The organism is Streptomyces sp. NBC_01233 (assembly GCF_035989305.1).
Taxonomy (GTDB): Bacteria; Actinomycetota; Actinomycetes; order Streptomycetales; family Streptomycetaceae; genus Streptomyces.
The window spans coordinates 8415599-8433450 of sequence record NZ_CP108514.1 but is presented as its reverse complement, the minus strand read 5'-3'; the positions used below and the strand labels follow the sequence as shown (position 1 = coordinate 8433450).

General features: G+C 72.8%; 17 protein-coding genes. 6 read left to right on the top strand and 11 right to left on the bottom strand.

What is annotated here, in order from left to right:
- Positions 1–90: 90 nt before the first annotated feature.
- Complete coding sequence (locus tag OG332_RS39335; protein ID WP_327417927.1) at positions 91–288, bottom strand: hypothetical protein; 198 nt, start codon at positions 286–288, stop codon at positions 91–93.
- A 77-nt stretch (positions 289–365) separates the two neighbouring features.
- Here OG332_RS39335 and OG332_RS39330 point away from each other — a divergent pair, with 77 nt between their 5' ends.
- Entirely contained in the window at positions 366–575 is a 210-nt protein-coding gene (locus tag OG332_RS39330) for a hypothetical protein (RefSeq protein ID WP_327417926.1), read from the top strand.
- Here the strand turns inward: OG332_RS39330 and OG332_RS39325 are convergent.
- The gene (locus OG332_RS39325; protein ID WP_442816280.1) at positions 572–1930 is read right to left on the bottom strand and encodes a geranylgeranyl reductase family protein; all 1359 of its coding nucleotides are present in this window, start codon (positions 1928–1930) and stop codon (positions 572–574) included. The genes OG332_RS39330 and OG332_RS39325 overlap by 4 nt on opposite strands.
- A gap of 183 nt (positions 1931–2113) precedes the next feature.
- Here OG332_RS39325 and OG332_RS39320 point away from each other — a divergent pair, with 183 nt between their 5' ends.
- Positions 2114–3478: a dipeptidase gene (locus OG332_RS39320; RefSeq protein ID WP_327417925.1), complete on the top strand. Its 1365-nt coding sequence runs from the start codon at positions 2114–2116 to the stop codon at positions 3476–3478.
- Positions 3479–3585: 107 nt separating this feature from the next.
- Positions 3586–4284, top strand: a complete 699-nt coding sequence (locus OG332_RS39315) for an MBL fold metallo-hydrolase (protein ID WP_327417924.1) — start codon at positions 3586–3588, stop codon at positions 4282–4284.
- Between the two features lie 55 nt (positions 4285–4339).
- On the opposite strand, the gene OG332_RS39310 is transcribed toward OG332_RS39315, so the two are convergent.
- Positions 4340–5377, bottom strand: coding sequence for an NUDIX hydrolase (locus tag OG332_RS39310; RefSeq protein ID WP_327417923.1), 1038 nt, complete (start codon positions 5375–5377; stop codon positions 4340–4342).
- 188 nt (positions 5378–5565) lie between these two features.
- Here OG332_RS39310 and OG332_RS39305 point away from each other — a divergent pair, with 188 nt between their 5' ends.
- On the top strand, positions 5566–6555 hold the full coding sequence (locus OG332_RS39305) for a LacI family DNA-binding transcriptional regulator (protein ID WP_327419511.1): 990 nt from the start codon (positions 5566–5568) through the stop codon (positions 6553–6555).
- Here OG332_RS39305 and OG332_RS39300 read toward each other — a convergent pair.
- Entirely contained in the window at positions 6545–6745 is a 201-nt protein-coding gene (locus OG332_RS39300) for a hypothetical protein (RefSeq protein WP_327417922.1), read from the bottom strand. The genes OG332_RS39305 and OG332_RS39300 overlap by 11 nt on opposite strands.
- Positions 6746–6925: 180 nt before the next feature.
- Between OG332_RS39300 and OG332_RS39295 the strand changes: the two genes are divergently transcribed.
- A complete protein-coding gene (locus tag OG332_RS39295; RefSeq protein ID WP_327417921.1) occupies positions 6926–9283 on the top strand; it encodes a WD40 repeat domain-containing protein in 2358 nt (785 codons plus the stop codon).
- Positions 9284–9313: 30 nt separating this feature from the next.
- Here OG332_RS39295 and OG332_RS39290 read toward each other — a convergent pair whose 3' ends face one another.
- The 5 genes from OG332_RS39290 to OG332_RS39270 form a co-directional block, all read right to left on the bottom strand.
- The gene (locus OG332_RS39290; protein WP_327417920.1) at positions 9314–10612 is read right to left on the bottom strand and encodes a DUF6986 family protein; all 1299 of its coding nucleotides are present in this window, start codon (positions 10610–10612) and stop codon (positions 9314–9316) included.
- A gap of 174 nt (positions 10613–10786) precedes the next feature.
- Positions 10787–11749 carry an electron transfer flavoprotein subunit alpha/FixB family protein gene (locus tag OG332_RS39285; RefSeq protein WP_327417919.1) on the bottom strand — a complete coding sequence of 321 codons (963 nt, stop codon included), beginning with the start codon at positions 11747–11749 and terminating at the stop codon, positions 10787–10789.
- A gap of 60 nt (positions 11750–11809) precedes the next feature.
- The gene (locus tag OG332_RS39280; protein ID WP_327417918.1) at positions 11810–12595 is read right to left on the bottom strand and encodes an electron transfer flavoprotein subunit beta/FixA family protein; all 786 of its coding nucleotides are present in this window, start codon (positions 12593–12595) and stop codon (positions 11810–11812) included.
- 200 nt (positions 12596–12795) lie between these two features.
- Positions 12796–13353 (bottom strand): flavin reductase family protein, encoded by a 558-nt coding sequence (locus tag OG332_RS39275; protein ID WP_327417917.1) that lies wholly within the window; start codon positions 13351–13353, stop codon positions 12796–12798.
- Between the two features lie 301 nt (positions 13354–13654).
- Positions 13655–13954 carry a TlpA family protein disulfide reductase gene (locus tag OG332_RS39270; RefSeq protein WP_327419510.1) on the bottom strand — a complete coding sequence of 100 codons (300 nt, stop codon included), beginning with the start codon at positions 13952–13954 and terminating at the stop codon, positions 13655–13657.
- A gap of 414 nt (positions 13955–14368) precedes the next feature.
- Between OG332_RS39270 and OG332_RS39265 the strand changes: the two genes are divergently transcribed.
- Positions 14369–15091, top strand: a complete 723-nt coding sequence (locus OG332_RS39265; RefSeq protein WP_327417916.1) for a lysophospholipid acyltransferase family protein — start codon at positions 14369–14371, stop codon at positions 15089–15091.
- Between the two features lie 75 nt (positions 15092–15166).
- Here OG332_RS39265 and OG332_RS39260 read toward each other — a convergent pair whose 3' ends face one another.
- Together OG332_RS39260 and OG332_RS39255 are read right to left on the bottom strand one after the other, a co-directional pair.
- Positions 15167–17446, bottom strand: coding sequence for a tetratricopeptide repeat protein (locus OG332_RS39260; protein WP_327417915.1), 2280 nt, complete (start codon positions 17444–17446; stop codon positions 15167–15169).
- Positions 17443–17832 (bottom strand): hypothetical protein, encoded by a 390-nt coding sequence (locus tag OG332_RS39255; protein ID WP_327417914.1) that lies wholly within the window; start codon positions 17830–17832, stop codon positions 17443–17445. Before OG332_RS39255 ends, OG332_RS39260 begins: the two co-directional genes overlap by 4 nt.
- Between the last annotated feature and the right edge of the window lie 20 nt (positions 17833–17852).

Below are 17852 nucleotides of genomic sequence, written 5' to 3'. Positions count from 1 at the left end.
ACCCCCTCGTCCGGCCATGACCGCGACCACGACCACGACTGCGGAAGCGACGGCGACGGCGACGGCGACGGCGACGGCGACGGCGAACGCTCAGCCGAACGGTCGGCGCAGCCGCTCGACCAGCCGTTCCCACAGGTGGTGGCACCACAGCCAGAGCGGGAGCTCCCAGTGCGGCACGAAGGACCACAGGTCGTCGTCGGCCTCGTTGCCGCGGGGGCAGCGGCGCAGCAGTGCCAGGCAGCGCCGGTCAGCCGTGCGGTGGAGCCGCGCCACATGCGCCAGGGCCACCACTCCCTGCCGGCGACCTCCCGGTCCGCCGACTCCAGCGCCCTGGCGACCACGGGCAGCACGGCCGCGGGATCGGGGTGGTTGAGGGCCGGCGCGATCACCGCCACGCCGACGGACCGCTCGCCGCGTTCGAAGGCCGCGAGGACCTGCTCCGACCGCTCGACCTCGTTCAGGTCCAGGCCGCCCCACCAGTTCGGACCGCCCGCACCCGCAGCACCCTGCGCCCCGCCTGCGCCCACGCCCGCGCCCACACCCCGGACCACGCCCCCTCCCTGGTCCTTCCCTAGTCCTTGCCGCCGCTCCGGGCCGCCGCCGCCTGCCTGGCGTCCAGCATGTTCAGCGCCTTGCGGGCCAGCGGGTACGTACACACCAGGTCGGCCAGGGTCGTCGAACCCCGCGTGATGCGGGCGAAGGCCCGCCACGCCGGACGGAAGCCGGTGATCGCCGCGTGCAGCATCCGCGGCCGGGCCGCGAAAACGGTCAGCATCCGCTTGCCGACGCCCATCTCGACGCCGAGCCCGGCCTTCACCGCGAAGGCGTAGTTGAGGGCCTGCCGGCGCGCGTCCACCGCGTCCTGCGCCTCGGAGATCTTCACCGCCCACTCCCCCGCCAGCCGCCCCGAACGCAGCGCGAAGGAGATGCCCTCGCGGGTCCACGGCTCCAGCAGTCCGGCCGCGTCGCCCGCCACCAGGACCCGGCCGCGCGACAGCGGCGAATCGGGCTTGCGGCAGCGGGTCAGGTGCCCGGAGGAGACGGCCGGTTCGAAGCCGGCGAGCCCGAGCCGGGCGATGAAGTCGTCCAGGTACCGCTTGGTCGCGGCACCTTCGCCCTTGGCCGAGATGACCCCGACGGTGAGCGTGTCGCCCTTGGGGAAGACCCAGCCGTAACTGCCGGGCAGCGGGCCCCAGTCGATCAGCACCCGTCCCTTCCAGTCCTCCGCGACCGTCGCGGGAACGGGGATCTCCGCTTCCAGGCCGAGGTCCACCTGGTCCATCTCGACGCCGACGTGCGCGCCGATCCGGCTCGCGCTGCCGTCCGCGCCGACCACCGCGCGGGCCAGGACGGTCTCCCCGTCGGCGAGCACCACGGCGACGGTGCGCCGGTCGGGCACGGCGGTGCCGTGCTGTTCGACGCGGGCCACGGCCGTACCCGTACGGACGGTGGCGCCGGCCTTCTCGGCGGCGGCGACCAGGCCGGCGTCGAACTCGGGCCGGTTGATGAGCCCGAACAGCATCTGCTTCGAGCGCCGGGTGCGGGTCAGCTTCCCGTCCATCGAAAAAGTGACCGCGTGGATGCGGTCCTTGAAGGGCAGGACGAAGCCCGGGGGCAGGGCGTCGCGCGAGGGGCCGATGATGCCGCCACCGCAGGTCTTGTAGCGGGGCAGTTCGGCCTTCTCCAGCAGCAGGACGCGCCGGCCGGCCGTCGCCGCCGCGTATGCCGCCGAGGATCCGGCCGGTCCGGCCCCGACCACGACCACGTCCCACACTTCGCCGGTCCCGCCGCTCCCCCCGGCCGCCCCCTGGACGGCCTGCCCCGCGTCCACGCCTGCGTCTGCGCCCTCGCCCGGGCCCAGGCCTGCGTCTGCGCCCGCGTCCTCGCCTGCGCCCGCCCCTGCGTCGCGTACGTCGTCGTCGCTGCTCACGATGTGTTGCCGCTCCTGATCACCCGGTTGCTCCGATGCCGGGGAAATCCTACGGCGAGACGACGCACCACCCCGCTGTGCGAGGATCTGGACTGTCTTTTTCGCCGTACCCGGCATACGCACATCCCGCGGATGCGGGCGGCGTACACGGAGAACAACGTCGCACCCAAAAGGAGCGTGCCCATGTCCCAGAATCCGATCGCCGAGACCATCGCCTCGCTGATGCCCCGCGCCAAGCAGGAGCTGACCGAGCTGGTGGCCTTCCAGTCGGTGGCGGACTGGGCGCAGTTCCCCAAGAGCGAGAGCGAGGCGGCCGCGAACTGGGTGGCCGATGCCCTGCGCGTCGAGGGTTTCCGGGACGTGGCGCTGCTCGACACCCCCGACGGCACCCAGTCCGTGTACGGCTTCCTGCCCGGCCCCGAGGGCGCGCCGACCGTTCTGCTGTACGCGCACTACGACGTCCAGCCGCCGCTGGACGACGCGGCCTGGATCTCCCCCGCCTTCGAGCTGACCGAGCGCGACGGCCGCTGGTACGGGCGCGGCTCGGCCGACTGCAAGGGCGGGTTCATCATGCACCTGCTGGCGCTGCGCGCGCTGAAGGCCAACGGCGGTGTCCCGGTGGCCGTGAAGATGATCGTCGAGGGATCCGAGGAGCAGGGCACGGGAGGCCTCCAGCAGTACGCCGAGGCGCACCCGGAGCTGCTGACCGCCGACACCATCGTCATCGGTGACGCGGGCAACTTCCGTCTCGGCCTCCCGACGGTGACGGCCACGCTGCGCGGGATGTGCCTGCTCAAGGTGAAGATCGACACGCTGGGCGGCAACCTGCACTCCGGCATGTTCGGCGGCGCCGCCCCGGACGCGCTGGCCGCGCTGATCCGCGTACTCGACTCGCTGCGCGCGGCGGACGGTTCGACGACGGTGGACGGGCTCGCCTCGGACGGGGTGTGGGACGGCCTGCAGTACCCGGAGTCGGACTTCCGTGCCGACGCGAAGGTCCTCGACGGGGTCGAGCTGATCGGCGAGGGCACGGTGGCGGACCGGCTGTGGGCCCGCCCGGCCGTGACGGTGCTCGGCATCGACTGCCCGCCGGTGGTCGGCGCGACGCCTTCGGTGCACGCGAGCGCCGGCGCGCTGATCAGCCTGCGCATGCCGCCGGGCGTGGACGCCGCCGAGGCCATCAAGCTGCTGCAGGCCCACATGGAGGCGCACACTCCGTGGAAGGCGCGCCTCGAACTCGAGGTGGTCGGCCAGGGCCAGCCGTTCCAGGCGGACACCGACAGCCCGGCGTACGCGTCGATGCGGTCGGCGCTGGAGGCCGCGTACCCCGGCCAGGAGATGCAGATCAGCGGCATGGGCGGGTCGATCCCGCTGTGCAACACGCTGACGTCCCTCTACCCGGAGGCGGAGATGCTGCTGGTCGGGCTGAGCGAACCCGAGGCGCAGATCCACGCGGTCAACGAGAGCGTGTCGCCGCAGGAGCTGGAGCGCCTGTCGGTGGCGGAGGCCCTCTTCCTCGTCAACTACGCGGAGTCCAAGCGCGCCTGACCCCCGTACGGGGTGCGTGTACGCCCAGGGCGGAGTGCGCCTTGGGCGTACTCCGCTTCCGGCGAAGTCGCGTGTGCGAGCCGGGCGGCCGTGCCTACGGTCGACGCATGGATCTTGTAGAAGTACTTCCGGACCGGCTCCACATGCTCCGCTTCCCCATCGGCCAGGCATACCTCTGGCAGGACGGCGAGGCCCTCACCCTGATCGACGCGGGCAACGCCGGGTCCGCCGCCGAGATCGAGGGGGCGATACGTTCCCTCGGGCTGCTGCCCGAGCGGCTGGAGCGGATCGTCCTCACCCACTGCCACGGCGACCACATCGGCGCCGCCGGTGAGCTCGCCGCCCGCTGGGGCGCGCAGGTGCTCGCGCACCGCTTGGACGCGCCGGTGATCCGGGGAGAGCGGCCCGTTCCCGAACCGGTGCTGCTCGACTGGGAGATCCCGCTGTACGCGCGCGCCCTGACCGGAGTCCCCGAAGCCCCGCCCACCCCGGTCGACCGCGAGCTGGAGGACGGGGACGCGCTGGGCTTCGGGGACGGGGCGTACGTCGTCCACGCCCCGGGCCACACGGACGGCAGCATCGGGATCCACCTCCCGCGCCACGGCGTGCTGTTCGCCGGCGACTGCATCGCCGCCGTCGGCCCGCTGATGCTGGGCGTCTTCAACGTGGACCGGGGCCGGGCGATCGACTCCTTCCACCGCCTGGCCGGGCTCTCCCCTTCGATCGCCTGCTTCGGCCACGGCGATCCCCTGACGGCGGACACGGCGGCCGCACTGGTCAAGGCGGCCGCCGCAACCCCCGCCTGACGGCTCGGTCTCCCGTCCTCGGTCTCCCGTCCTCGGCGCCCGTCCGTCGCCGGGCTCAGCCGACCGGGGTGCCCGTCTCCAGGTAGAGGGGGCGGCCGCGCTCCCGGGCGCGCAGGGCCCAGCGCAGGCGTTCGTGACGGTGCGGCGGGAGGAGGCCGCCGGCCTCGGCCTCCGTGACGAAGCGCCAGGCCCTCAGTTCCGGGCCCGGAAGGCGGAGCCGGGCCGTCGCCTCCGGGGAGAGGCGGCCGCCGTCGAAGAGCAGGCGCAGTCCCCCGTACCCGGGGGGCTGCGGGGACTCCCAGTCGACCACGAGCAGGCCGGGCGCCCGGTCCAGTACGAGGCCCAGTTCCTCCGCGACCTCCCGTACGCCCCCGCACGCGGGTGCCTCGCCCGCTTCGACGACGCCGCCCGGGAACTCCCAGCCGGCCTTGTACGTCGGATCCACCAGCAGCACCCGGTCCTGCTCGTCGAAGAGGAGTACCCCGGCCGCCACCGTCTCCCGCGTGGGCTCCGGGGTCTGCACGATGTCGCAGACCGGGGCCGTCTCGGAGCGGACGGCCTCGGCGATGCGCTGCGCCGTCTCGCGCGGCGTCAGGCTGCTGTTGTCGATGACGTGCGCGTCGCCCGAGAGCCAGCCGAGGGCCTGCTGGTAGACCGGGATGTGGTCGTAGGCCCACTGGCGGACCCGGAGGTCCACCTCGTCCGGCTCCCCCGGCTCCTCCCGGGTCGCGATCCGCTCGCGAAGGATCGTTTCCGCAGGGGCCAGCAGCACGTGCCGCACCGGTATCCGGCGTGCCGCGAGCCCGCCGAAGATCTCGTCCCGGTACTCTTGGCGCAGCAGCGTCATCGGCACGACGAGCACTCCGCCCAGCTCCGCGAGCATCGCCGCCGCCGTGTCCACCACCAGCCGCCGCCAGCTCGGCAGGTCCTGGTAGTCGGTGACCTCCGCCAGCCGTTTGGCCGGCAGCAGCACGCGCAGCGCGTCGCCGATGAACTCCGGGTCGAACAGGGTGCTGTCCGGCAGGATTCCGGCCAGTTCGCGGGCCGTGCTGGTCTTTCCCGCGCTGAATGTGCCGTTGATCCAGACAATCACGTCTACCCCTCTCCCCATGGCTCGTCCGGAGCCCCCAGTGGCTTGCCCGCACCAGCCTGCCACGGAAACCTCACTATCGGCCGAGTGCTTATCCTCAAGGTCACAGCCCTGCCCGAGACTCCGGAGGATTCACGACCGTGCCCCACAACCGCCGCCCGTCCGATCCCCGCTACGGCAACCGGCCGACCATGAAGGACGTGGCGGCCCAGGCGGGCGTCGGCCTGAAGACGGTGTCTCGGGTGGTCAACGGCGAGCCGGGCGTCACCCCCGAGACCGAGAAGCGGGTCCAAGAGGCCATCGATGCCCTGGGGTTCCGCCGCAACGACAGCGCGCGCGTCCTGCGCAAGGGCCGTACCGCCACCGTGGGCCTGATCCTGGAGGACCTCGCCGACCCCTTCTACGGCCCGCTGAACCGGGCCGTGGAAGAAGTGGCCCGCTCGCACGGGGCTCTCCTCATCAACGGCTCCAGCGCCGAGGACCCCGATCGCGAACGGGAGTTGGCGCTCGCGCTGTGCGCCCGCCGGGTGGACGGCCTGATCGTGATCCCGGCCGGGGACGACCACCGCTACCTGGAGCCGGAGATGCGGGCCGGTGTGGCCACGGTGTTCGTGGACCGCCCGGCCGGGAGGATCGACGCGGACGTCGTGCTCTCGGACAGCTTCGGCGGCGCCCGTGGCGGAGTGGCCCACCTGATCGCGGGCGGCCACCGCCGGATCGGCTTCGTCGGCGACCACCCGCGCATCCACACGGCGGCGGAGCGCCTGCGCGGCTATCGCACCGCCATGGCCGACGCGGGTCTGCCGGTGGACGATTCCTGGGTCTCCCTCGGCTCCACCGACCCGGGCCGGGTGGCGGCGGCGACGAGGTCGATGCTCGCGGACCAGGACCCGGTCACCGCCGTCTTCGCGGGCAACAACCGCGTGACGGTCACGGTGGTACGGGTCCTCGCAGCCCTGGAGCACCCGGTGGCCCTGGTCGGCTTCGACGACTTCGAGCTGGCCGACCTGCTCCGCCCCGGCGTCACGGTGGTGGCCCAGGACCCGGCGACCCTCGGCCGAGTGGCCACGGACCGCCTCTTCCAGCGCCTGTCGGGAGCCGCCCTCCCGACGACGCGCACCGAACTCCCGACCCGACTGATCCCCCGCGGCTCGGGCGAGCTCCCCCCGTTCAGCGGATGAGGGTCCGCAGCACCGGAACGGCGCCACCGGCGGCGGTCAGCCCGGCGAGCACGCCGAGCGCGGCACCGGAACCGCCGAGGAAGGTCAGGCCGCCGGCCGTGACGCCGATCAGGATCGCGGCGAGCAGCACGACGGCGGTGTGCAGGGACAGGAACGGCTCGGGGTCCGTCGGGTTCTGAGGTGTGGTCATGGCCCGATTGCAGTCGACGGACCGGACCGTTCCCGCACGGGCGGAACGGATCCGCGGCCATCGCGATCACTACCGAACCCGCCCGGAAATCCCGGGGTGTTCGCCGCTGTTCCGGAAAGTCCGGGACTGTTCGGCGGACCGCGCCCTAGCCTGGCCTTCCGCACGGTCCAGGGGGCGCAGGTGGGTTCGAACAGTGGCTTCGAGGAGGAACTGAGCCGCCTCGCGGGCGACTTGCGCCGACTGCGGATCGAGCGCGGCAACCCCTCGTACCGGAAGCTGGAGAGCCGGGCGGCGAAGTCCCGGATCGGGATCCAACTGCCGGTGGCCACGCAGAGCGACGCGTTCCGGGGGCAGCGGCTGCTGGGCCTCGACAAGCTGATGGCCTTGGTGCGGGTCCTGTACGCGTACGACGAGTACGGGCAGGAAACGGCCGTTCCGCCGCACAACTCCCCACGGCTGGACCCCTGGCGGAGCCGCTGGCGCGCGCTGGCCGCCCTCCAGCCTCCGGCGCCGGACCGGCGCGAGGCGACCGCTCCCGAAGCCGCCCCGGCGCCCCCCGTGCCGCCCCGGATCTCCGCTCCTGCGCCCGCTTCCGTGCCCGCCCCTGCCCCTGCCCCTGCTCCTGCTCCTGCTCCTGCCCCATCGTCCGCCGCGCCCCCGCCCGCCGGTGAGACCGGGTTCTTCGTGGCCTGCCTGCTGACCGCGAACACGAACCACCCCCGCAGCGCGGCGTTCTCTCCCGACGGGCGGCTCCTGGCGACCGGCGGCGAGGGGATGGTGCAGTTGTGGGACCCCGTCCGCGGCCGGTCCGCGGGCGAGATCAAAGTCGACGTCTACAAGGTCAGCGCCATGGCGTTCTCGCCGGACGGCCGCACGCTGGCCACGGGTGCCGGCAACTGCACCGCGCGACTGTGGGACCTGTCGACCCTTGCCGCGACGGGTCCGGCCCTGCCCGGCCACGAGGAGTCCGTCGAGGTCGTGGCCTTCTCCCCCGACGGCCGCACGGTGGTCACGGCCGCCGACGACGAGAGCGTGCGCAGGTGGCACGCGACCACCGGCGAGCCCGCCGGACCACCGCTCATCGGGCACTTCGGGGAGGTCGGGGCGTTGGCCGTCCTCCCCGACGGTGGCCTGTTGGCCGCGCTGAAAGGCAAGCACGCCATCCGGGTGTGGGACCTCATCACGGGATCGAGCGTCGGCGAGCCCCTCATCGGGCACGAGGGCGAGGTACAAGGGATGGCCTTCTCCCCGGACGGCCGCCTGCTGGCCACCGCCGGCGTCGACGGGGCCCGACTGTGGGACACCTCCACCGGCGCCGCCGTCGGCGGGCCGCTCGCCGGTCCCGACCCGTTCACTTGGGGCGTGGCGTTCTCCGCGGACGGCCGCCTGCTGGCCACCGGCTGCGACGACGGGACCGTACGGCTGTGGGACCCGGCCACCGGCGCCCCCGTGGGTCCTCCCCTGACCGGGCACGAACGGCCGGTCCACAACGTCGCGTTCTCGCCGGACGGCCGCGTCCTGGCCGCCTGCGGCGAGAGCGAGGTCATGGTCGTCTACCACCTCGATCCGGACGTCGCCTCGCGGGCTCCCTCGCCGCTCGGATCCCGGGCCCTGACCGCCGCCCTGCGCCAGGGGCACGCCGTACCCCTGCCTGCCACCTCGGGCAAGGCCGGGACGCCGCTGCGCCGGCTCGCCTTCTCTCCGGACGGCGGCCGGCTCCTCGTCCACAGCGAGGACCAGAGGGTCCTGGCCTGGGATCCTGTGACGCGCGAGTCACTGCCCGACGAGCTGGCGCTGCCGGCGGACACCCCGTGGGGACTGGAGTTCCCTGTCGAGGGCGGCCCGGCCGGAGTGTGGACCCCGGGCACGGACCCGTCCACTGCGCTGGTCCGGCCCGTGTCGTTGAAGAGACGCGTCGCCTTCGCCGCCGATGGCCGGTGGGCGGCGACGATCGACGCGACCGGCCGGATCTTCTTCTGGGGGGTGGAGGCCGGTCTGTGGGCCACCCCGCGGGTGCCCGACGGGGTGTCCAGCGTCTACGCCCTCGCGGTCTCCCCCGACGGGCGCACACTGGCCGCCGCGATCGACGAGAAGGTGGCTCTCTGGGACCGCACCACCCGTGATCCGTCCAGCCTGGAGCTGGACGCCCACCGGGCCTCGATCCTCGCGCTGGCCTTCTCGCCGGACGGCCGTCTGCTGGCCACCGGTGACATCGGCGGCACCATCCGGCTCTGGCACCTGCCCGCCGGGCCGTCGCGCAGCCTGACGCTGTCCGGGCACACCGGGCAGGTGTACGACCTCGTCTTCTCCCCGGACGGCCGGCTCCTGGCCAGTGCCGGTACGGACGGCACGGTGCGGCTGTGGGACGCGCATGCGGGCGAGTCCGTCAGCGCTCTGCCGCTGACCGGGCACACCGGCGCCGTCCGGGGCGTCGCCTTCTCCCCCGACGGCAGCCTGCTCGCCTCCGCCGGAGAGGACGGCACCCTGCGGTTCTGGGTGCTTCCCGGCCCGCATGCGCCGACGGCCCGGCCCCGGTGAACCGGGGCCGGGCCGCTCGAGCCGTCCGGATCAGGCGGTCGCCGTCAGGGTCGCCGAGCGGCGGGGGATCGCGAAGGCGTCCAGTTCCGCGCGGGTCAGGCCGGTCAGGGCGGTGACCTCCTCGGGGCCCACGGCGCCGCAGTCGAGGCCGCGGACCAGGTAGCCGGCCAGGGCCTTGGCCGTGGCGGGCTCGTCCATCACGTCGCCCTCGATCTTGGCGACGTAGGCCTTGAGGCGGGCCGCCGCGGTCTCCAGGCCCTCGCGGTAGAAGGTGAAGACGGCAGCGTAGCGGGTCGGCAGGTGGCCGGGGTGCATGTCCCAGCCCTGGTAGTAGGCGCGGGCCAGGGCCCGGCGGGTGAGGCCGTAGTGCAGCTTCCAGGCCTCGTGGACCTTCTCGGTGGCGCCGATCGGCAGGACGTTCGTCGATCCGTCGGAGACGCGTACGCCGGTGCCGGCGGCCGCGACCTGCATGATCGCCTTGGCGTGGTCCGCGGCGGGGTGGTCGCTGGCCTGGTACGCGGCCGAGACGCCGACGCAGGCGCTGTAGTCGAAGGTGCCGTAGTGCAGGCCGGTGGCACGGCCCTGGGAGGCCTCGATCATGCGGGCCACGGTGGCGGTGCCGTCGGAGGCCAGGATCGACTGGCTGGTCTCGATCTGGATCTCGAAGCCGATCCGGCCCGGGCGCAGACCGCGGGAGGTCTCGAAGGCCTCCAGCAGCTTGACGAACGCGGTGACCTGCTCGGCGTACGTGACCTTGGGAAGGGTCAGGACCAGGTTGTCCGGCAGGCCGCCGTGAGCGAGCAGGCCGGAGAGGAAGACGTCCGTGGTGCGGATGCCGCGGTCGCGGACGTTGGACTCCATGCACTTCATGCGGATGCCCATGTAGGGAGCGTTGGTGCCGTTGGAGTACGCCTCGGAGATCAGGCGGGCCGCGCGGGCCGCGGCCTGGTCCTCCTCCTCGTCGGAGCGGACGCCGAAGCCGTCCTCGAAGTCGACGCGCAGGTCCTCGATGGGCTCGCGCAGCAGCTTGGCGCGGACGCGGTCGTAGACCGGTACGGCCAGCTCGCCGGAGATGCCGAGCACCTTGGCGAAGGTCGCGGCGTCCGGGGCGTGCTCGTCGAGGGCGGCGAGGGCCTGGTCGCCCCAGGAGCGGATGGTGTCGGCGGCGAAGACGTCACCGGGTACGTAGACCGTGTGGATGGGCTGCCGGGTGCCGGGGTCGCCCGGGTAGTGGCGCGCGAGCTCCGCGTCCACCGGCGCGAGGGAGGCGCTGATGCCCTCGCTGACCGCGCCTGCGAGGCTCGTCGCCACCTTCTCCTGCTGACCCATCGTGCACTCTCCTCTTTTCCGCTTCACGGAAGCTTAGATCCGCATAGCAGAATTTAGTCACGGGGTTCCGCTCCGTCAATGGTCCCTCCGACGCGTGGGACGAACGACTCGGGGCCGTGCGGTGAGAAACACCACACGGCCCCGGAGAAGTGGAGCTACGAACAGAAGCGCAGGTCAGCCCTTACGCGCCTTGATCTCGTCGGTCAGCTGCGGGACGACCGCGAAGAGGTCGCCGACCACGCCGTAGTCGACGAGGTCGAAGATCGGGGCCTCGGCGTCCTTGTTGATGGCGACGATGGTCTTCGAGGTCTGCATGCCGGCCCGGTGCTGGATCGCGCCCGAGATGCCGGAGGCGATGTAGAGCTGCGGGGAGACCGACTTGCCGGTCTGGCCGACCTGGTTGGAGTGCGGGTACCAGCCGGCGTCGACGGCGGCACGCGAGGCGCCGACGGCCGCACCGAGGGAGTCCGCGAGGTCCTCGATGATGTGGAAGTTCTCGGCACCGTTGACGCCACGGCCGCCGGAGACCACGATCGCGGCCTCGGTCAGCTCGGGGCGGCCGGTCGACTCGCGCGGGGTGCGGCCGGTGACCTTGGTGCCGGTGGCCAGGGCGCCGAAGGTGACGGCGAGCGCCTCGACGGTGCCGGCGGCCGGGGCGGCCTCGACCGGGGCCGAGTTCGGCTTCACGGTGATGACCGGGGTGCCCTTGGAGACGCGGGACCTGGTGGTGAACGACGCGGCGAAGGCGGACTGCGTCGCGACCGGGCCCTCGTCACCCGCCTCCAGGTCGATGGCGTCGGTGATGATGCCGGAGCCGATGCGGACGGCCAGGCGCGCGGCGATCTCCTTGCCCTCGGCGGAGGACGGGACCAGTACGGCGGCCGGGGAGACGGCCTCGTACGCGGCCTGGAGCGCGTCCACCTTCGGTACGACGAGGTACTCGGTGAACTCGGGGGCGTCGGCGGTGAGGACCTTGACCGCGCCGTGCTCGGCGAGCACCGCGGCGGTGGCGTCGGCACCGGCGCCCAGGGCGACGGCGACGGGCTCGCCGATGCGGCGGGCCAGCGTCAGCAGCTCGAGGGTGGGCTTGCGGACGGCGCCGTCCACGTGGTCGACGTAGACGAGAACTTCAGCCATGGGACTGCTCTCCTGCGATTGCGAAGTGTCTGGGGGCTATGGAGGGGTTGGCCGAAGCTCTTAGATGAACTTCTGGCCGGCCAGGAACTCGGCCAGCTGCTTGCCGCCCTCGCCCTCGTCCTTGACGATCGTGCCGGCGGTACGGGCCGGGCGCTGCGCCGCGGCGTCGACCGCGGTCCAGGAGCCTTCCAGACCGACCTCGTCGGCCTCGATCTCCAGCTCCTCCAGGTCCCAGGACTGAACCGGCTTCTTCTTGGCGGCCATGATGCCCTTGAAGGACGGGTAGCGGGCCTCGCCCGACTGGTCCGTCACCGAGACGAGCGCGGGGAGGGAGGCCTCCAGCTGCTCGCTCGCGGTGTCGCCGTCACGGCGGCCGGTCACGGTGCCGTCCTCGACCTTGACCTCGGAGAGCAGGGTGACCTGCGGGACGCCCAGGCGCTCGGCCAGGATCGCCGGCAGCACGCCCATGGTGCCGTCGGTCGACGCCATGCCCGTGATGACCAGGTCGTAGCCGGCCTTCTCGATGGCCTTGGCGAGCACCAGCGAGGTGCCCATGACGTCGGAGCCGTGCAGGTCGTCGTCCTCGACGTGGATGGCCTTGTCGGCGCCCATCGAGAGCGCCTTGCGCAGCGCGTCCTTGGCGTCCTCGGGGCCCACCGTCAGAACGGTGATCTCGGCGTCGTCGGCCTCTTCGGCGATCTGCAGCGCCTGCTCGACGGCGTACTCGTCGAGCTCCGACAGCAGGCCGTCGACGTCGTCACGGTTGACGGTCAAGTCCTCGGTGAACTGCCGGTCGCCAGTGGCGTCGGGCACGTACTTCACACAGACAACGATCCTCAGGCTCACGCCGGCTCTCCTACCGCATCGTCTTTTCTGGTACCGCCTTATGCAGGCAGCATAGGCGCCTTGTCGGGCGGATCCCGGTCGGGGCGGCCCGCGCTCCGAAGGGAATGTTACTCGTCAGTACACAGTGGGTCCCGCCAAGTCGCAAGGCTGGTGAACTGTGATCTGCCCAACGCCGCCCGACCCTCCCAAGCAGGGACGATTCAGTCGCGCAGCGCGTTGAAGCGTCCCTGGTGGTACAGCAGCGGGCGGCCTTCGCCGGCCGGATCCCCGGCGACCGCCGCGGCGATGATCACACGATGCTCCCCGGCGGGCACCCGTGCCACCACCCGGCAGACCAGCCAGGCCAGTACGCCGTCGAGCAGCGGGACCCCGTGCGGCCCCGGGTTCCAGCCGGTGGCCGGGCCGAAGCGGTCGGCTCCGCTGCGGGCGAACAGCCCGGCCAGCTCCCGTTGGTGCTCGCCGAGTATGTGGACGCCGAGGTACTCGCTGTCGCGCACCCCCGGCCAGGTGGAGGCCCCCGTGCCGATCGTGAAGGACAGCAGCGGCGGGTCGGCGGAGACCGAGTTGAGGGAGGTCGCGGTGAAGCCCACCGGCCGCGCGCCGTCCTTAGCGGTGATCACGGCGACTCCGGCGGCGTGCTGCCGGAAGACCGAACGCAGGAGGTCGGGCGAGCCGGGACGGCCGTCGCCGGAACGGGGAGGACGGGGGCTACGGGGGGACGGAGCGGTGTGGACCGTCGGGACCGTCGGAGCAGTCATCAGGGTTCTGCCTTCTGCCGCGGGACACGCGGGCGCTGTCGGAGATCGGGGGCCGGGGGCGTTCAGCGATTCCGACAGCGCGCGCTCGCGTATCGGACGAGGTCAACGTGGACCCGTCCGTAGAGCAGGAGTTCATACCGCATGCCGCCAGCCTGGCGATCTCCCGTGGACGCAGTCAAGCGGGAACGGGCAGATGTCAGGCGCGTCACGCTGCGTGCGGGCGCGCGCACCGGCGCGCCCGGTGCCCCGGGCCCCGAGTCAGACCCGGGCCCGGCCGCCGGGCCCCGTCGGGAACCGCCCGTCATACGGCGGCCCCCAGCGCGGCGATCACGTCCACCTTGCGCGGCATTCCGGCCGCCCGCCGGACGATCCGGCCCGCCGAGTCCAGGACGAGCACGGTCGGGGTCTTCTCGATCCCGAGGGCGCGCACCAGCCCGAGCCGTTCCTCGGCGTCGATCTCGATGTGCGCGACCCCCTCGACCATCGCCGCGACCTCGGCGAGGATCCGCCGCGTGGCCCGGCAGGGCTGGCAGAAGGCGCTGGAGAACTGCACCAGGCTGGCCCGCTCCCCCGGCTCCGCGCCCAGTTCCGCGGCGCCCAGCCGAGCCGGACCGCCGTCCGGTCCGAGCTCCGGCCCGTGCTGCGGTCCGTGCTGCGGTCCGTGCTGCGGTCCGTGCTGCGGTCCGTGCTCCGGTCCGTGCTCCGGTCCGCCGGCCCGTACGCCGGCCGGCCGGCCGTCCCGGCCGCCTTCCGGCCCTTCCCGCCCGTCCTGCCCGAGCACCCGCGCTCCCCTCGCCGCCTTCGTCCGCGTACGTCATGCTCGTACGCTCGTACGTGGATCGGAGCATCCTGGAGACGTACGACATTCCCGGCGTGACGAGAATCTCCCCGGGCACGGGCCTCTGGGCTGGCCAGCAGCCCTCGTATGGGGCACCATCCCCATGGTCGCGTACCTACGCTTCCGTAACTTCCGGCCGGGAGCACCTCCCCAGGCAGAAAGCGGGGTCTCCCCACCATGGCTGAGCTCGTCTACCCTCCGGTGATCGGCGCCGCGCACGGACTCTTCCGTGCGCTCGACATCCGAATCGACATGAAGGGCACCGAGAACATCCCCCGCAAGGGCGGTGCGGTCCTGGTGTCGAACCACATCGGATACCTCGACTTCATCTTCGCCGGCCTGACTGCGCGGCCGCAGAAGCGCCTGGTGCGCTTCATGGCGAAGGAGTCGGTGTTCCGGCACAAGATGTCCGGTCCGCTGATGCGCGCGATGAAGCACATCCCCGTCGACCGCACGCAGGGTGAGGCCGCGTACCAGCACGCCCTGGACTCGCTGCGGTCGGGCGAGATCATCGGTGTCTTCCCGGAGGCCACGATCTCCCAGTCGTTCACCCTCAAGAGCTTCAAGTCGGGTGCGGCCCGGATGGCGCAGGAGGCCGGGGTCCCGCTGATCCCGGTGGCGCTCTGGGGCACCCAGCGGCTGTGGACCAAGGGCCGCCCGAAGAACCTCAAGCGCAGCCACATCCCGGTGACGATGCGCGTGGGCGAGCCGATCGAGGCCCCCGCCGACCAGTACGCCGGCGCCATCACGCGTCGGCTGCGCGAGCGCGTGCAGGAGCTCCTGGACGCCGCCCAGCGCGCCTACCCGGCCAAGCCCAGCGGCCCCGAGGACTCCTGGTGGCTGCCGGCCCACCTGGGCGGCACCGCGCCGACCCCGGCCCAGGTCCGCGAAGCGGGCTGAGGCCCGGGCGCACTCCGCGTACGGCGACGGCCTCCAGGACCACTGACAGGTTCCGGAGGCCGTGTCGGCATGCGGTCAGCGCAGGTCCTCGAGCTGCCGCTCCGCCCTCGCCAGGGCCCCGGCGAAGCGCCCGGGATCGGCGTCGGCCAGTCGGCGCAGGACGCCGACGCGTTCCCGCGTGGTGCTGTGGGCCTCCCGCCGTCGGCCCAGCAGGGCGAGCTGGTGGGTGAGCACACCGAGCAGCTGTTCCAAGTGCTGGGCGTAGAAGGCGAAGTCCCCGGCCGCCTGCGTCCGGCGGATGTCGGTGGCCTCCCGCAGCGGTGCCAGCGACTCCTCGTGGCGCCCCAGCTCATGGAGCGCCACGCCGAGGTTCTGCAGGGCCCCGGCCAGCTCGACGTCGTCCGGGACCGAGTCGCCGTGGACGAGGCCGCGGCAGGCTTCCACCGCCTCCTGAGCCACGGTGAGGCGCTCCGCGGGACCGAGGAGCTCCCGGCCCGCGAGATTGGCCAGGGCGTAGGTCAGCCGCCGCTGGAGCCTGCCGTACACCTCAGGCTCGCCCCTGTGGCGTGCTGCCAGCTCCTGGAAGAGGCCGGCGCACGTCCTGGTGCACTCCAGGGCCCGCACGTGGTCGCCCTTGAACTCGTACATGATCCCGGCCCAGTCCAGACAAGCCGCCAGCCGCTCCACGTAGGGGTCACCCTGCCCGGCCAGTTCCTCGTGGAGCCTGATGGACTCCTCGATCCGGGTGACGGCGGCCGCGTACGCACCGATCGTGTAGAGGCGGTGGGCGAGGTCGCTGTGGATGTTCGCCAGCGCTGCCGCGTCCCCGCCCGCACGCCGTAATCGGAACGGGGTGACGTGCCGGGCGATCTCTGCGGCGCCGGCGTCGAGTTCCGGGTTCCGGAACGGCAGGCCCGACTCGATGGCGTCCAGCAGCTCCGGCGGCAGGGACCGGATCCGTACGAGCGCGGAGAGCGCGGCGGACCCGGCCCGGTGCACCAGCGTGGGCTGAGCGGTGAGCAGCGGTACGAGCTGCCGTTCGGCGACGTGGTCCCAGCGCTGGGCCGTCTCGATCAAGGTGATCAGCGCGCGCCTGGGCCAGGACAGGCCCTCGGCCGGCTCGTCGGAGAGGGCGAACAGCCGCTGAGGAGCCTGCGTGGTCCATGCCGTGCTCAGCACGGAGCGCATCGGGCCGTTCGGCAGCATCAGGGCGATGAAGTCCTCGCCGAGCCGGTCCGGGTACAGCGGTTCCAGTACGGTGTCCTGCTCGCGTGCCGGGTAGGCGACGCCGTGGTCGTCGAGGGCCAGGCCCGGATCGCCGGGGTTGACGTCGAGGCGCGTGAGCACCTCGTGCGCCTGCGGCCACGGCAGGGCGCCGGTGAGCGTGGCGGCGTACACGGTCCGGGCGAACGTGGCGGGCGGGATGGACGCCTGCCCGGCGGCCCGCAGCTGCTCCCAGTACGTCTGCTCGCGCAGGAGCAGGTACGTGGAGATCTCGGCCGGGCTGCGCGGTGGATCCTGGCCCCGGCGCAGGGAGTCCACCTCGGCCAGCGCCGCCATGTGCACCGCCAGTACGGTGGCGAACCCGTCGCCGCTCAGCTCGGGCGGTGTGCGGGGCGGGGCCGTGACGCCCAGGGCCGCGCCGAAGTGGCCGCGGGCCGCCGCGAACAGGGTGGCGCGGTCGATCTCCTCGGTCAGGGCGGGCAGTTCGCGTTCCTCGACCTGCGCGCCGAGATCCCACAGGTGCTTGGACGGCGTGCTCCACCAGCCGGTGGCCGCGCGGGCGATGAACAGCATCCGCAGCGCGGGGTCGCCCTGCCCCGTGCAGTCGGTCATGAAGTCCGTCAGGTCCCGGCCGGGCCAGCGATCGGCGTAGTCGACGATCAGCAGGAGCCCTTCGGAATCGCCGTCCGCCTCCGGTGGGGCGGACCGGGTGTGCGGGCGGGTCATGCGGTCGCTCCCGTGCCGCACCTGGAACACGGTCCAGCCCGCCTCCCGGGACTCCCGCGCCAACTCCTCGGCCACGCGCGACTTTCCCTGACCGCCCGGCCCGTGGAGCAGCAGCGCCGAGGAGGCGGCCTTGGCGCCGCGCCACTCCCGCAGGTCCCCGAGCAGCGCGGCCCGACCCACGAACTCCGGTTGCGGGTACCGGGGGTTGAGCAGCTGACTCGGGTGCTCGCGCACCTTCTCCCGGTCGATGTCGAGGGGGGCACGGGTGGCGGGCCCCAGGTGGTAGAGGGGCGGCTGATCGAAGTTCTGCACGACGGAGCTGCCGACCCGCTCGACGACCGTCATGTTGCCGTGCACCGTGACCTGCTGCCCCGGCCGGGCGAGCCAGCCGCGCCGAGGGGTCACCGCTCCTCGACCACTGACTCGCCCGCACCGTCGATCTGGACGTGGTTCCCCTCGATGCGGGAACCGGGCGTCGGCGGGGCCGGGACGGTCCGCCGGTTCCGGCCGAGTCGCCTCAGCGTCACCCGCGAGCGGCCCCGTACCCGGCGGACCGAGACCTGCGACCCGCCGACGTACTCGGAACCGGGCGCGGGCGGCGCCGTGGTGCGGTGTGCCATGATCAGGGAGAACACCTGGCCCGCCAGTCCGAGCAGGGTGACCGGCAGGCCGATGCTGCTCGCCAGTTTGTCCGCCTGGTCGAGCCCGACCGTGACGAAGTACGCGATGAGGCCCGCAGCGGTGAGCACCCAGACCACACCGCAGATCCAAGCCGTTCTCTGCCAAGTCATACGGTCAGCATGGCCGTCAC